Source organism: Pseudomonas sp. UM16 (genome assembly GCF_050312595.1).
Classification (GTDB): domain Bacteria; phylum Pseudomonadota; class Gammaproteobacteria; order Pseudomonadales; family Pseudomonadaceae; genus Aquipseudomonas.
Window position 1 is genome coordinate 23,887 of sequence record NZ_JBNPJT010000004.1, and the last position, 15,776, is coordinate 39,662.

Annotated in this window: 11 protein-coding genes; 3 read left to right on the plus strand and 8 right to left on the minus strand. The window is 59.4% G+C overall.

The window, feature by feature from the left end:
- Positions 1 to 16: 16 nt before the first annotated feature.
- From ACQRAX_RS05395 to hrpA, 6 genes are all read right to left on the minus strand, one after another.
- On the minus strand, positions 17 to 1,141 hold the full coding sequence (locus ACQRAX_RS05395) for a GNAT family N-acetyltransferase (protein ID WP_412038088.1): 1,125 nt from the start codon (positions 1,139 to 1,141) through the stop codon (positions 17 to 19).
- An 83-nt stretch (positions 1,142 to 1,224) separates the two neighbouring features.
- On the minus strand, positions 1,225 to 2,538 hold the full coding sequence (locus ACQRAX_RS05400; RefSeq protein ID WP_412038087.1) for an OprO/OprP family phosphate-selective porin: 1,314 nt from the start codon (positions 2,536 to 2,538) through the stop codon (positions 1,225 to 1,227).
- 198 nt (positions 2,539 to 2,736) lie between these two features.
- Entirely contained in the window at positions 2,737 to 2,976 is a 240-nt protein-coding gene (locus ACQRAX_RS05405) for a zf-HC2 domain-containing protein (RefSeq protein WP_412038086.1), read from the minus strand.
- On the minus strand, positions 2,970 to 3,581 hold the full coding sequence (locus tag ACQRAX_RS05410) for an RNA polymerase sigma factor (RefSeq protein WP_412038085.1): 612 nt from the start codon (positions 3,579 to 3,581) through the stop codon (positions 2,970 to 2,972). Before ACQRAX_RS05410 ends, ACQRAX_RS05405 begins: the two co-directional genes overlap by 7 nt.
- A gap of 60 nt (positions 3,582 to 3,641) precedes the next feature.
- Complete coding sequence (locus tag ACQRAX_RS05415) at positions 3,642 to 4,763, minus strand: beta-ketoacyl-ACP synthase III (RefSeq protein WP_412038084.1); 1,122 nt, start codon at positions 4,761 to 4,763, stop codon at positions 3,642 to 3,644.
- 201 nt (positions 4,764 to 4,964) lie between these two features.
- A complete protein-coding gene (gene hrpA / locus ACQRAX_RS05420) occupies positions 4,965 to 8,870 on the minus strand; it encodes an ATP-dependent RNA helicase HrpA (protein WP_412038083.1) in 3,906 nt (1,301 codons plus the stop codon).
- 186 nt (positions 8,871 to 9,056) lie between these two features.
- Between hrpA and ACQRAX_RS05425 the strand changes: the two genes are divergently transcribed.
- The 3 genes from ACQRAX_RS05425 to ACQRAX_RS05435 all read left to right on the plus strand — a co-directional run bounded on the left by ACQRAX_RS05425 (position 9,057) and on the right by ACQRAX_RS05435 (position 12,020).
- On the plus strand, positions 9,057 to 9,221 hold the full coding sequence (locus ACQRAX_RS05425; protein WP_427867729.1) for a hypothetical protein: 165 nt from the start codon (positions 9,057 to 9,059) through the stop codon (positions 9,219 to 9,221).
- A gap of 96 nt (positions 9,222 to 9,317) precedes the next feature.
- Positions 9,318 to 10,682 carry a glutamine synthetase family protein gene (locus ACQRAX_RS05430; protein ID WP_412038082.1) on the plus strand — a complete coding sequence of 455 codons (1,365 nt, stop codon included), beginning with the start codon at positions 9,318 to 9,320 and terminating at the stop codon, positions 10,680 to 10,682.
- A gap of 30 nt (positions 10,683 to 10,712) precedes the next feature.
- A complete protein-coding gene (locus ACQRAX_RS05435) occupies positions 10,713 to 12,020 on the plus strand; it encodes an NAD(P)/FAD-dependent oxidoreductase (protein ID WP_412038081.1) in 1,308 nt (435 codons plus the stop codon).
- A gap of 56 nt (positions 12,021 to 12,076) precedes the next feature.
- Here ACQRAX_RS05435 and fadD1 read toward each other — a convergent pair whose 3' ends face one another.
- Positions 12,077 to 13,774, minus strand: a complete 1,698-nt coding sequence (fadD1, locus tag ACQRAX_RS05440) for a long-chain-fatty-acid--CoA ligase FadD1 (protein ID WP_412038080.1) — start codon at positions 13,772 to 13,774, stop codon at positions 12,077 to 12,079.
- A 300-nt stretch (positions 13,775 to 14,074) separates the two neighbouring features.
- On the minus strand, positions 14,075 to 15,763 hold the full coding sequence (gene fadD2, locus ACQRAX_RS05445) for a long-chain-fatty-acid--CoA ligase FadD2 (protein WP_412038079.1): 1,689 nt from the start codon (positions 15,761 to 15,763) through the stop codon (positions 14,075 to 14,077).
- Between the last annotated feature and the right edge of the window lie 13 nt (positions 15,764 to 15,776).

Below are 15,776 nucleotides of genomic sequence, written 5' to 3' on the forward strand. Positions count from 1 at the left end.
GTCGGCGATAGCGCGCTCAAGCTTGCCGATAAGGCAATGCCGTATGCGCCTCTTCGGCATACGCCAACACCCCTGCCCGCTCCTGCTCAAGAAACTCTGCCACCGCCCTACGTAAACCCGGGTGCAACAGGTAATGCCAGGAGCGAGTGATCACCGGCTCAAAGCCACGAATCAACTTGTGCTCGCCCTGTGCCCCGGCATCAAAACGCTGCAAACCCTCAGCAATGGCAAAGTCCATCCCCTGGTAGAAACAGGTCTCGAAATGCAACCTGTCAAATTCATCCAGGCACCCCCAGTAACGGCCATACAAACTGTCACCGCCGACCAGACTGAACGCCATCGCTACATCGCGACCCGCCTGCCGGGCCATGACCACACGAATGGCGCTCGGCATACGCTCAGCCAGCAAACTGAAAAATGACCGGGTCAGATAAGGTGCACGACGGCGTATTACATAGGTGTTGGCATAGCAGGCGAACACGAAATCCCACTGCGCCTCGCTCAACTCATCACCGCGATACCAACGAAACTCGATGCCCTGCCCCACCACCTGCTCACGCTCCTTGCGCATTTGCTTACGCTTGCGTGAACTGAGGTTGTCGAGAAAGTCCTGGAAATCCCGATAGCCCTGATTGCGCCAATGAAACTGGCAACCCAAGCGCTCCATCCAGCCTTCGCGGCCGCGCATAATCGCATCGCTAGCCTCGTCGGTGAAGTTGATATGCGCACCCGACAGTCCTTGCTCTAACAACTCGGCGCTAAGCTGATCAACCAGCTCGGCTGCGTCCTGCGGATTGCCAAGTAAACGCGGACCGGTCACCGGTGAGAACGGCACCGCGCAAAGGAGCTTGGGATAGTAGGCAATACCTGCCCGCTCGCAGGCGTCAGCCCAGCCGTGGTCGAACACATACTCGCCAAATGAATGAGTCTTCACATAGGCAGGCAGCGCTGCACGCAGGTGGCCACTGCTGTCGGTCAACAGCCGATGCGCAGGTGTCCAGCCGGTGTGCCGGCTGACGCTGCCGCTGTCTTCCAGGCTGCTCAGAAAGGCGTGACGCAAGAACGGTTGTTCTGCCGCCACTAGGGCATCCCAGGTGGTGGCATCGAGGTCGGCAAGCTGTTGCAGAATTAGGATTGGCATGCGCGCAGTCTGCCCCTTCGCGCAGGCAAAAAAAAGCCCCGCAAAGCGAGGCTGAAGATCTAACGGATGAGGAGCGGTACTGCTTAGAACACGTACTGCGCGCGCATGACAAAGCCGTCACCGCTGTCGTCGCCGGCAGCGTTCTCGGCATTGTCGACCTTGGTTTTAACGTACACACCGCTGAGCTTGATCGATTCATTGGCGTACCAGTTGACACCAACGTTGTGCACCTTGGCTTCGACGTCATCAACATCAGCAAACACGCCGTTGTCGTCGTCGGTGCTCAGATGATCGTAGCGGTAGAACACTTCCCAAGCACCAATCTGCTTGTTCTGCGGTTTGATCGCATCGAACTTGCCCAGCTTGTAGCCACGCGCCTCACCCGTGAGGGTGTAGGCCAGTTGGCCGTAGTAGCCTTCAGACTTGATGTCGGTATAGGCCGCGTCATCGGCCTGGGTGTCACGCTTGATGTATTCACCCTGTACCGAGAACGGGCCCATGGCCCAGGCAGCTTCCACGTTCCAGGCCTTATCAGTGTCGAAGGCACCGGCCGGGGTGTTGTTGGCGCCACCCAGGACCAGGCGGTTGCCGTTACTGCCGGCATCCTGACCACCGTCGGTGCTCACCCCACGCATACCCAGGCGGCTGCGGATACGGCCGTCGAAGGCGGTGTCGGAGAGGTCACGCTGAGCGTAGTTGAGACCAAAGTGCAGAACGTTGCCCGCTTCGTGCATCGGCGCGAAGACACCGCGCAGGTTGAACTGCTTGGTGCTATCGCCATCTTCATCCTGGTTGGTTGCGTCTTTGGCGAATACACCGACCGAACCGTACAGCGAGTCACCGGCGTTACCCGATGCCTGCAGGCCCATGCCACCGTTGTGCGAGTTGGTCCAATCAACCAGGTCGTAGGCAGCGGTACGCTCTTGAGCGGTTACCCACTTGGAGCTGGTGGCTTTTTCCAGACCGAACTCAGGGTCGAAACGGCCGACCTTGATCGAAACCGGATTGAAACCGTTGTAGGCCAACGAAGCTTCATCGAAGTAACCATCTTCGGAACGGTTGTCACCGCCGGAGTTGTGCGAGAAGTCATAGGCGATTGCGTACGCCCAATCCTTGTACATCACCCCTCCCAGTTCCAGGTAGGCACGGCGGAAGTAACCGGCATCCGCGCTATCACCATTGTTGGTGTAGAAACCGTCAAAACTGCTGTAGTCAGCCTGGATGCGTCCGCCCAGCTTGAAGCTGAACTCCTTGTCAGTGGTAGCGACCTCGAGGCCACCTTTGGTCTTGACTACGATATCGGCGCCGTCGGTAGTCACGGTACCCGCGAAAGCCTGGGCGGTTACGGCCATGGCCAAGGCGCTGGCTGCGAAACCTGCGAAGTGCTTACGGATCATCGAAGAAGCTCCCCTACTTTATGGTCTTGATAATGTTGGAAAAACACGCGACTCAGGCCGCTTGTGCTGGGGAGGAATCTTGGCGGGGGGTTATGTCAGATCAGTGGCTTTTAGATAAATGTTTTATGACAGGGGAACTTTTTACTTCGAATGCGAATAAGCAGGAAAGCCCCGTTGCAGGGCCTTCCAAGCTGTTTTTCAGGGCGTGTCGTGAGGTCGTCGGGCGGCCGTCATGCGCTGGACGATTTCGTCAACATCGTCTACCGGCGCTTCAGGCAACGCCTTGATCGTCACTTGGGTCAGGCGCATCTGCCTGATGAAGCGTCGACAGTTTTTACAGAACAACAGGTGCTGGCGGGCCAGCAACTTTTCACCCAGCGTCAATTGACCGTCCAGGTAGTCGCTGGAGCGGGCGACCAGTTCCTTGCAGCTCAGCATTGGCCGGTTTCCTCGAAGTGTTCCAGGGTGGCAAAGACCTTCAGCCTTGCTCGGTGCAACAGCACGCGGACATTGGAGAGCGAGATATCAAGAAGATTACAGATCTCTTCCAACTCCAGCCCCTGGCGCTCACGCAAGATCAGCACGCTGCTCTGCAACTGCGACAGGCTGAGCAAGGTGTGCTCCAGGCATTCGCGCAACTCATCCTGGCTGAGCAGTGCTTCAGGAGAGTCTTCGTGCCAGGACGAAGGCGCCAGCAACCAATGGCCGTCGCCAGCGAAACGCTCATCACCGACACTGCCATGCGGGCCTGGCAGATCATCCAGCAGCACCTCGCGGCGGTTCTGCTTGTAGCGATTCTTGGCGGCATTAGCGGTAATGGTCAGCAGCCAGGTCTTGAGACTTGAGCGCCGCTGAAAGCCCGGCAAGCCGCGCACCACGGCCAGCCAGGCATCCTGTACGGCTTCATCGGCCTGGCGACTGCCAAGGACGGCATAGGCCACAGCGCGCATAGCGCCCTGGTACGTGGTCACCAGTTCCTGGAACGCCTGCTGATCACCGTGCAACAGACGTTCAAGCAAACGTGCTTCGAAATCGACCGACATCACTACCTCATCCTTAACCTGCTCGATGGACGTCGAGGTGAGCGGTTGTTACAGCCGCACTCAGCGCTTGCGCAGGATCACGCTACCGATCGAATAACCGGCACCGAAGGAGCTGAGCACGCCCAACGAGCCTTTGGCCAGGTCATCCTGGTGCTTGTGCAGGGCAATCACCGAACCCGCCGAACTGGTGTTGGCGTAGCTGTCGAGAATCACTGGGGCTTCTTCTTCCAGGGCATCACGACCGAGCAGTTTCTTGACGATCAGGTGGTTCATGCTCAGGTTGGCCTGGTGCAGCCAGAAGCGTTTGACATCACTGACTTCGATGCTGTTTTCGGCCAGATGCTGGGCAATCAGCTCAGCAACCATCGGGCAAACCTCACGGAACACCTTGCGACCTTCCTGAACGAAGAGCTTGTCCGGTGCACCAATACCCTCTTCGGCAGCGCGGTTGAGGAAGCCGAAGTTGTTGCGGATGTTGTTGGAGAACTGGGTCAGCAGCTTGGTGCTGACGACATCGAACTGATGCGCCGAAGTGGCCAGGTCGGCACGCTCCACCAGCACGGCAGTGGCGGCATCGCCAAAAATGAAATGGCTGTCACGGTCACGGAAGTTCAGATGACCGGTACAGATCTCCGGGCTGATCACCAGGACGGCGCGGGCCTGCCCCAGTTGCACGCTGTTGCAGGCTGTCTGGATACCAAAGGTGGCCGAGGAACAGGCGACGTTCATGTCGAAGCCAAAGCCGTTGATACCCAGGGCCTGTTGCACTTCGATGGCAATCGCCGGGTACGGGCGCTGCAGGTTGGAGCAAGCAACGATCACTGCATCGACATCAGCTGCGGTACGACCGGCGCGTTGCAGCGCTTGTTCGGCCGCCGCCACGGCCATCTGGCAGAGAATCGACGGTTCATCGTTGGAGCGCTCAGGCAAGCGTGGCTTCATGCGCTGCGGATCGAGGATACCGTCCTTGTCCATGACAAAGCGGCTCTTGATGCCCGAGGCCTTCTCGATAAAGGCGGCGCTCGATTCGGACAGCGCCTCCACGTCACCACGCTCGATGGCCTCGGCGTTGTCAGCATTGAACTGCTGCACATAAGCATTGAAGGATTCCACCAGCTCTTCGTTGGAGATGCTGTTGGCCGGAGTGTACAGGCCGGTGCCGCTGATGACGACGTTATGCACGGTCGTTCCTCTGTTCAGGGGCCGTTGCCCCCCGGGCAACGGCCTGTTCCATTCGGTCAGCTGGCACGGACGTACCAACTCTTGCGCGCCATATACCCTGCAAGCACGACACCTGCAGGGAGATTTACTCGATTAGCTACTGTCGGCAAGTTAGGCGCGACAGCAGCGAACATCGGCCAAGTGTGCCACAACTACAGGGGTTTAGGCTTCTACCTGAGCCCACTGCTTGCTGAGTCTTTTGTCAGAAACCGGCACTTTGGTGCCCAGCTGTTGAGCAAACAGCGAGACTCGGTACTCCTCCAGCCACCAGCGGTAGAGCATCAGCTGTTCGTCACGCTTGCCTTCCTGGACGTGCTTGTCGGCACGCGCCTTGTATTGCGCCCACAGATTGCTTAGCTCCCCGCTCCAGACCCGGTCCTTCTGCAGTTGCGAACCCAGTTTCTCCAGGCGCAGCTCAATCGCCTTGAGGTAGCGCGGCAGTTCCTTGAGCCATACCCCCGGGGTTTCCCGGACGAAGCCGGTATACACAAGGTTGCTCAATTGCTGCTTGATGTCGTTGAGTGCCACTGCCTGGGCCAGGTCGATCTTGCCCTTGAAGCGCTTTTGCAGGCCATGCCAGAGCTTGAGAATTTCCAGGGTCAGGCGAGCCAGGCGCTCGGCGTGCTCGGTCCAGCTGCCACGTTTGCGCTCAGCCAGTGAAGCCAGGCCGGCACCCTCGCGAGGCAAGGTGCTTTCTCCTTCAAGAATGCAGCTGTCGAGGCTGGCCAGGAGGATGTCCTCGACCAACGCTTCGACCCGCCCCAGCTCGCGGTACAGCAGCCCCAGCTCGGTCAAACCGGGGAGCTTGCCACGCAGGAACTTAGCCGGTTCGGCCAGTTGTTGCAGGAGCAGGCGCTGCAAGGCGCGTCGATGCTGGAATTCGGCCTCGGCCTGGGTCGAGAATCGCCCCTCCTTGACCGTGCCGTTTTCCTCAACCAGCGCCGGGTACACCGTCATCGACAGCCCGGCAATCTTCTGCTGGACCGTCTCGGCAACCTGGGCAAAGGCCTTGGCCTGCACCGGTTGCTGAGTTTTTTCGGTTTGCGCCACTGCCAATGCGGCTTGGCTGGCGGCGACGAAGCGTGCGGTCAGCTCGGTCAGGTCGCGACCTTCACCGAGGAACTTACCCTGACCATCGACCACTTCCAGGTTCATCTTCAGGTGATTGTCCACCTGGACGGCGGCCTCGGCCCAGGCTTCATCGCTGACCCGTGCCCCGGTCATGCGCAGCAGTTCACGCCCCAAAGCCTGCGGCAGCGAGCCCTCGGCGAAGGTCATACGCTGCAAGGCGGCCTTGACGAAGTCCGGAACCGGTACGAAGTTCTTGCGCAGCGCCTTGGGCAGGTTGCGCACCAGGGCAATGCATTTGGCTTCGAGCAAGCCCGGCACCAGCCACCCCAGGCGTTCGCCCGGCAGGCTTGGCAGCAACGGCGCGGGCACCCGCACGGTAACCCCATCACGCGGATGGTTGGGCTCAAAGTGGTAACTCAAGACCAGGCTCAAATCGCCCAGGCGCAGGGTGTCCGGGTACTGCGCGGCGGTCACTTCACTGGCTTCGCGGGCCAGCACGTCTTCCTCGCGCATGATCAGCAGTTGCGGGTCTTTCTGGCTGTTGACCCGGTACCAACTGTCGAAGGTCGCCGTCTGGTGGATCTCTGCTGGCAAGCGCGCTTCGTAGAAACCGTACAAGGTCTCTTCATCGGCAAGGATGTCACGACGCCGAGCCTTGGCTTCAAGCTCATCGAGTTGTTCAAGCAAGCGCCGGTTGGCGCTCAGGCACTTGGCCTTGGACTGGATCTCTCCGCCAACCAGCGCCTCGCGGATGAACAGTTCACGGGACATCACCGGGTCGATCGGGCCGAAATGCACCGGGCGACGACCGACCACGATCAGGCCAAACAGGGTTATCTGTTCATAGGCCACCACCTGTCCGCGCTTCTTCTCCCAATGTGGCTCGAAATGGTTCTTCTTGATCAGGTGTGTGGCCAGTGGCTCGATCCAGTCGGGCTCGATTTTGGCCACCATGCGCGCATAGAGTTTGGTGGTTTCAACCAGCTCGGCCGTCATGATCCATTGCGGACGCTTCTTGCCCAACCCCGAAGACGGATGCACCCAGAAGCGCCGCTGACGGGCGCCCAGGTAGTCGCCGTCTTCGCTCTTCTGGCCGATCTGGCTGAGCAGCCCGGAAAGAATCGCCTTGTGCAGTTTCGGGTAGTCCGCTGGTTCTTTATTGATGCTCAACTGCAGGTCACGGCAGATCAGGCTCAACTGCCGATGGGCATCTCGCCACTCACGCAGGCGCAGGTAGTTGAGGAAGTTCTTCCGGCACCAGTTACGCAGCGGGCTGGCGGTCAGGGCCTGGCGCTGCTCCTCGAAACCTCGCCACAGACTGACCAGCGCGGCGAAGTCCGAGTCGGCATCTTTCCACTGGGCATGGGCCTGATCGGCGGCTTGCTGACGCTCTGGTGGCCGCTCGCGTGGATCTTGCACCGACAAGGCGCTGGCGACGATCAACAGTTCATTGAGGCTGCCCTGTTTGGCACCTTCGAGCAGCATGCGCCCCAGCCGCGGGTCGACCGGCAAGCGCGCCAGCTGACGCCCGAGCGGAGTCAACTGGTTCTCGCGGTTGACCGCCGAAAGCTCCTGCAACAGGTTGAAGCCGTCGCTGATCGCCTTGCCATCCGGTGGTTCGATAAACGGGAAGGCATCGATCTCTCCCAGGCGCAGGTGCAGCATCTGCAGGATCACCGCCGCCAGGTTGGTGCGCAGAATCTCTGGGTCGGTAAATGCTGGCCGCGCATTGAAGTCTTCTTCACTGTACAGGCGCACACAAATGCCCGGTTCGACCCGGCCACAACGACCTTTACGCTGATTGGCACTGGCTTGGGAGACCGCCTCGATCGGCAGGCGCTGGACTTTGGCACGGTAGCTATAGCGGCTGATCCGCGCAGTGCCGCTGTCGATCACGTAGCGAATCCCCGGTACTGTCAATGAGGTTTCCGCCACGTTGGTCGCCAGCACGACACGGCGCCCCGGATGGGACTGGAAAATCTTCTGCTGCTCAGCCGGTGACAGCCGCGCATACAGCGGCAAAATTTCGGTGTGACGCAGTTGCGCCTTACGCAGCATGTCGGCAGCGTCGCGAATCTCGCGCTCACCGGGGAGAAACACCAGCACGTCACCAGGGCTCTTGCGTTCGCTGCGCTCGAAGGCGGCAATTTCGTCGAGGGTGGCGAGAATCGCCTGATCCACCGTCAGGTCATCCTCAACCCGGTTGCCCTCTTCGTCCTGCTCGCTGGTCAGTGGCCGGTACCAGGTTTCCACCGGGTAGGTGCGACCCGACACTTCGATGATCGGTGCATCGTTGAAGTGTTTGGAGAAACGCTCCAGGTCAATGGTCGCCGAGGTGATGATGACCTTGAGGTCCGGACGCCGTGGCAGCAGGGTCTTCAGGTACCCGAGCAGGAAGTCGATGTTGAGGCTGCGTTCGTGGGCTTCGTCGACGATGATGGTGTCGTAGCGCTCAAGAAAACGGTCATGCTGGGTTTCGGCCAGGAGGATACCGTCAGTCATCAGCTTGACCAGGGTGTTGGCGTCGCTCTGATCCTCGAAACGCACCTGGTAACCGACCAGCGCCCCCAACGGCGTGCCGATTTCTTCAGCCACGCGTGTGGCGACGCTACGCGCGGCAATACGCCGTGGCTGGGTATGGGCAATCAGGCCATGTTGGCCGCGCCCCAGTTCCAGGCAGATCTTCGGCAACTGGGTGGTTTTACCCGAACCGGTTTCACCGGCGATGATCAGTACCTGATGCTCGGCCAGCACCTTTTTGATCTCATCACGCTTGGCGGCAATCGGCAAGCTGTCGTCGTAGCGGATGCTCGGCACACTGAGCTTGCGCGCGGTGACCTGGGCGCATGACGCCTGGACTTTCTCGACCCACTGGGCCAGCTTGGCCTCGTCCGGGCGCTTGCGCAGTTCATGCAACTGCCGCCGTAAGCGATGACGCTCGGCAATCATGGCGTGGTCGAGGTTTTTCAGCAGTTGATCGATAGCGTGGTCAGTCATGGGGGCTTTTTAGTCGTGCAGGTGAGCCTGCTTTTTCATGATCGGCATATAAAGGGCTGCGATTGTCGCAGATTTGCCCCGCCTCGGCACGGCTGCTGCTCGCCAGATGATTGTTTAGTCGTGAGCAATCTGAAGGTATACAAAGGCTGATTTAATGAACCTTCGCTGGCATGGGAGTATCCAGCCATGACTTCGCCCCTGTGCTTGCCCCGCCCGCTGTTGCGCCCTTCGTTCCCGAAGGTGCGGGCTCGCTCTGGGGAAAACCCGCTGGTTCACGTAATTCTCGCCTTCTGGGCCTTGTGGCATTGCCGCCATGCCCGCCCACCTGACGCCTTTCTCGTTCTGCACTGAACCGTACGGCTAAGCTTTAGCCGACCTTCCTTGTCGATGACTGTCGCCCTTTGGCACAGACAGTCCTGTGCGCCTGCAGGCGCGAGCGAGAACATCATGCACTTTGCCCCCATCGAACAGGCCCGAACGTTTCTGGCTGCCAACCCTGACATCGAGATGATCGAGCTGTTCATCCTCGACGCCAACGGTGTGCCGCGCGGCAAGCTGTTGCACCGCGAAGAGTTGCTGGCCGTGTATGAAAGCGGTCGGCCTCTGCCCAGCACCATTCTCGGCCTGACCCTCAATGGTGACGATGTCGAAAACTCCGGCTTGGTCTGGGACGTCGGTGATATCGACTGCCGTGCCTATCCGCTGGAAAACAGCCTGGTGCGTTTGCCCTGGCGGCAGATTCCGACCGCGGCGCTGCAAGTGAGCATGCACCCGACCGAAGGCATGCCAGCGACCATCGCTGACCCGCGCCACCTGCTGGTCAAGGTCATCGATGCGCTCAAGGCCGAGGGCTATCACCCGGTCATGGCCTGCGAACTGGAGTTTTACCTGCTCGATCAGCAACGCGACCATCAAGGGCACCCGCAACCGGCGCTGGACAGTGACGGCGGACGTCCGCGTGGCACCCAGGTCTATGGCTTGCGCGAGCTGGAACAGATCGAACCGTTCCTCGCCGATCTCTATAGCGCCTGCAAGGCCCAAGGCATCCCGGCGCGCACCGCCATTTCCGAATACGCCCCCGGCCAGGTTGAAATCACCCTGGAGCATGGCGATGCCTTGCTGGCGATGGACCAGGCCGTGCGCTACAAGCGCCTGGTCAAAGGTGTAGCACACAAGCACGGTATGCAGGCCTGTTTCATGGCCAAGCCCTTCGACCATCTGGCCGGGACCGGCATGCACATGCACGTGAGCCTGGCCGATGCCCAGGGCAACAACCTCTACGCCAGTGACGACAAGGCCGGCACGCCGCTGCTGCGCCAGTCGGTAGCCGGCATGCTCAAACACCTGCTCGATTCGTTGCTGCTTTTCTGCCCCAACGCCAACTCCTACCGGCGCTTTCAGGCCAACAGTTATGCGCCCCTGGCACCGACCTGGGGCGTCGACAACCGCACCGTGAGCCTGCGCGTTCCCGGCGGCCCGGCCAACAGCCGACATATCGAACACCGTATTTGCGGCGCCGATGCCAACCCTTACCTGGCGGCAGCGGCGATCCTCGCCGGTATCCACCACGGCATCCGCCAGCAGCTCGACCCAGGTGCGCCGATCGAAGGCAACGGCTACGCCCAGGCCAAGGAACTGCTGCCCACCGACTGGCTCACCTCGCTCAAGGCCCTGGAAAGCTCAGAGTGGGCGCGTGAAGCCTTCGGTGAAGCCTTCCTTGGTGTCTACCTGGCGGTCAAACGTGCCGAGTACCGACAGTTCATGGCCGAAGTCGGCGAACAGGACTGGCGCTGGTACCTGACCCAGGCCTGATCCCTTTTATTTTTGCGCCAAGGACTTTTTATGAACGCAGCCGTGAACGCCAGCACTGCCCTACGCAGTGCCTCCTACTACACCGCCAGCCTTAACGACACCACCCAGTACCCGACGCTCAAAGGCACGGTCAAGGTCGACGTCGCAATCATCGGCGGTGGTTTTACCGGTGTCGCCAGCGCCGTCGAGCTGGCTGAACGCGGCCTGAAGGTCGCTATTGTCGAGACCAACCGGATTGGTTGGGGCGCCAGCGGGCGCAATGGCGGCCAGGTCACCGGCAGCCTGTCGGGTGACGAAGCCATGCGTAAACAGATGCGCGAAAAGCTTGGCGAAGACGTCGATGACTTCATCTGGCATTTGCGCTGGCGCGGGCATCAGATAATCGAACAACGGGTCGAACGCTACGGCATTGCCTGCGACCTCAAGCGCGGTCACCTGCATGCGGCGATGAAAGCCTCACACATGGGTGAACTGCAAGCCTTCGAAGCTGAGGCGCAGCGCCGGGGCATGGGCGATCAGGTGCAACTGCTCGACCAAAAGGCCATGGCCGAACACCTGCAGAGCCCACTGTACCTGGGCGCCTTGAAGAACCTGCGCAACCTGCACCTGCACCCGCTCAACCTGTGCCTAGGCGAAGCGCGCGCGGCGCACAGCCTGGGGGCGTTGATCTTCGAAAACTCCGAGGTGCTGGAGATTATCCATGGCGATCAGCCGGCAATTGTCACCGCTCAGGGTCGGGTTGAAGCCAAGCAGATTCTGTTGGCCGGTGACGTCTATCACAAACTGGAAAAGCCTCAGCTCAAAGGCAAAATCTTCCCGGCCATGGGTGGCATCGTCACCACCGCGCCACTGGGCGATCTGGCCGCGCAGATCAACCCTCAGGACCTGGCGGTGTATGACTGCCGCTTTGTCCTCGACTATTACCGCCTGACGGCGGATGGGCGCTTGTTGTTTGGCGGTGGCGCCAACTATTCAGGCCGTGATTCGCGGGATATCGCAGGCGAACTACGCCCGTGCATCGAGCGCACGTTCCCGGCACTCAAGGGCGTGCCGATCGAGTTCCAGTGGAGTTGTGCCATGGGTATTGTGGTCAATCGAATTCCGCAGCTGGGCAAGCTTTCTGACAATGTCTGGTACTGCCAGGGCTACTCCGGGCACGGCATTGCCACCAGCCACATCATGGGCGAAATCATGGCCGAAGCCCTGACCGGAACGCTGGAGAAATTCGATACCTTTGCCGGCTGCAAACACATCAAGGTGCCCATGGGCGATGTGCTGGGCAATCCGATATTGGCGGCGGGGATGTGGTACTACCAGATGCTTGAAAAGCTGCGCTGAAGTCGCTGGGGCAGATTCACCGGTCCGACGTCCCGGTGAATCCGCCCCGACAACTATCAGGCGATCTTTTTCAGACCCAACTTTTTCAGCTCTTCATCACGCAGTTCGCGACGCAGGATCTTGCCAACGTTGGTGGTCGGCAACGCATCACGGAACTCAATGTAACGCGGCACCTTGTAGCCGGTGACATTGGCACGCATGTGCTCCATCACCTGCTCTTTGGTCAACGTCACACCCGGTCGGGCGACGATAAACAGCTTGATCACTTCACCGGACTTCTCGTCAGGCACGCCAATGGCCGCACACTGCAGTACACCTGGCAGCGCTGCCAGTACGTCTTCAAGCTCGTTGGGATAGACGTTGAAGCCGGACACCAGAATCATGTCCTTCTTGCGGTCGACAATGCGCATGTAGCCATCAGGCTGGATGAAAGCGATGTCACCGGTCTTCAACCAGCCTTCGCTGTCGAGGATTTCGCTGGTAGCATCCTGACGCTGCCAGTAGCCCTTCATTACCTGTGGGCCTTTGACGCACAACTCACCGACCTCGCCCAGCGCCAGCTCGATACCCGCGTCATCAACGATCTTGCACAGGGTCGAAGGCACCGGAATGCCAATGGTCCCGATCTGATTATGCGTGGCCGGGTTGACGGTCGCTACCGGGCTGGTTTCGGTCATCCCGTAACCTTCGCAGATCGCGCAACCGGTTACCGCTTTCCAGCGCTCGGCGACACTCAACTGCAAGGCCATGCCACCGGACAAGGTGATTTTCAGCGCCGAGAAATCCAGCTTGCGGAACGCTTCGTTGTTGCACAGGGCAACGAACAAGGTATTCAAGCCGACAAAGCCGCTGAACTTCCACTTCGACAACTCCTTGACCATCGCCGACAAGTCGCGCGGGTTGCTGATCAGGATGTTATGGTTGCCGATCAGCATCATTGCCATGCAATGAAAGGTGAAGGCATAGATGTGATACAGCGGCAACGGGGTGATCAGAATTTCGCAACCTTCATTGAGGTTGGAGCCCATCAGCGCCCGGCACTGCAGCATATTGGCCACCAGGTTACGGTGGGTGAGCATGGCGCCCTTGGCCACCCCGGTGGTGCCGCCGGTGTACTGCAACACGGCAACATCATTGCTGTCGGGGCTGGCATCCTTCACCGGCTGGCCAGCACCTTTGCTCAACACGTCGTTGAACTTCAGGGCCTTGGGCAAGTGATAGGCCGGGACCATTTTCTTCACGTACTTGATCACGCTGTTAATCAACAGGCGTTTTACCGGTGGCAGCATATCGGCCACTTCGGTGACAATAACGTGCTTGATCTGGGTCTTGGGCACTACCTTTTCCGCCAGGTGCGCCATGTTGGCCAGGCACACCAGCGCTTTGGCGCCGGCATCATTGAACTGGTGCTCCATTTCCCGTGCGGTATACAGCGGGTTGGTGTTCACCACGATCAGGCCTGCACGCAAGGCGCCAAAGACCGCCACCGGGTACTGCAGCAGGTTGGGCAGTTGCACGGCGATGCGATCGCCGGGCTGCAGGTCGGTATGATTTTGCAGGTAGGCGGCAAAGGCCCCCGACAACTCATACAACTGGCCGTAGGTAATGGTTTTGCCCAGGTTGCTAAAGGCTGGTTTGTCAGCAAAGCGTTGGCAGGACTGTTTCAATACTGCCTGGATATTCGGGTACTCGTCGGGGTTGATTTGCGCCGCAACCCCGGCTGGGTACTTATCCTTCCAAAAATTTTCGATCATGGAAGCCCACTCCTCCAGCACCAGCGAATTCTTCACCGCAGTCGATGCGATTATTATTGATATAAGATTACGGTTTATTGCAAACAGATAATCAGAAGCGGGCCGAGAGTAGCAGCTTTGCCAAGGGTCGCCTAGAGCCAAAGCAGCCCAAACAGTCACAAAAGTGACTCTTGATCATTTAATAGTCATTTTTAGAGTAAAAAGACTAAAGCGGCGAGTTTCAAGCTGCAAGCTGCAAGCTGAGCACGTTGTTCAGGCTTGCACATCTTGCAGCTTGCGGCGTATCGCCTGCCCCAGCCGTCAGGCGATATCGCGCAGTTCCCGGCGCAGAATCTTGCCCACCGCGGTCATCGGCAACGAGTCGCGCAAGACGATGTGCTTGGGCACTTTGTAGCCGGTGAAGTTGGCTTTGCAGTAGGCCTTGAGCTCTTCCAGGCTGACCCCGCCTTCACGCGGCACTACAAAGAGTTTCACCGCTTCACCGGAGCGTTCGTCCGGGATGCCGATCACTGCGCAGTTGGCCACCTGCGGATGCCCCATGACCACCTCTTCGATCTCGTTCGGGTACACGTTGAAACCCGAAACAATGATCATGTCTTTCTTGCGATCGACTATCCGGGTAAAGCCGTCTGGGTCGATCACGGCGATGTCACCGGTCTTGAACCAGCCCTCGCTATCGAGCGACTCGGCGGTGGCTTGCGGATGCTGCCAGTAGCCTTTCATCACTTGCGGGCCTTTGATACACAGCTCGCCACGCTCCCCCATCGCCAGCTCGTGACCTTCATCATCGATGACCTTGAACGCCGTTTCCGGCACCGGAATACCCACGGTCCCCAGGCGCGCCAACTTGCCATACGGGTTAGTGCTGGCAACCGGCGAGGTTTCAGTCAGGCCATAGCCTTCGACAATGCGACAACCCGTCAGGCTTTCCCAGCGCTCAGCGGTGGCGGTGACCAAGGCGGTGCCACCGGAGTTGGTGACTTTCAGCGCAGAGAAATCCAGGTTCTTGAATTCAGGGTGATTCATCAGCGCGACGAACAAAGTGTTCAGGCCGAGCAACCCGGAGAATTTCCACTTCTTCAGCTCTTTGATAAAGCCGGGAATGTCACGGGGGTTGGTGATCAGTACGTTGTGGTTGCCAGTCACCATCATGCACATGCAATTGGCGGTAAAAGCATAGATATGGTAGAGCGGCAGTGGTGCAATCATCACCTCCTGCCCTTCTTTGATCAGGCGCTGGCCGTCATCGCCATGCTGAGAGAAGCACGCCAGCACCTGGAGCATGTTGGCGACCAGGTTGCCATGGGTCAGCATCGCGCCTTTGGCAAGGCCCGTGGTACCGCCGGTGTACTGCAACACGGCAATATCATCGAGGCCCAGCGCCACCTGCTTGGGCACCACCCCACGCCCTTGGCTGAGCGCGGCCTTGAACGGTACGGCCTGAGGCAGCTGATAGTCCGGGACCATCTTCTTGACCTTGGCCACGATGGTATTGACCAGCCAGCCCTTGGCCGCCGGCAGCATGTCGCCCATCTTCGCTTCGATGAGAAATTCAAGGTTGGTATCGGGCAGAACTTCCTGTACCAATTTGCCGAACATGTTCAGGTACACCAGCGCACGGGCACCGGAGTCCTTGAACTGATGGCGCATTTCCCGGGCGGTGTACAGCGGATTGGTATTGACCACGATCAGCCCAGCACGCAGGGCGCCGAACACCGCGATCGGATACTGCAGCACATTGGGCATTTGCACCGCGATACGGTCGCCAGGCACCAAGTCGGTGTGTTGCTGCAGATAGGCGGCAAAGGCCGCCGAGTGACGTTCCAGTTCGGCGTAGCTCAGGGTCACCCCAAGGTTGCTGAACGCCGGGCGGTCAGCAAATTTCTTGCACGAGCGTTCGAAGACTTCGACAACAGACTTGTAAGCATTCATGTCAATATTCGAAGGCACGCCTGCGGGGCGCTTGTCATTCCAGAAATCAGCCTGCATTTATTCTTGTCCT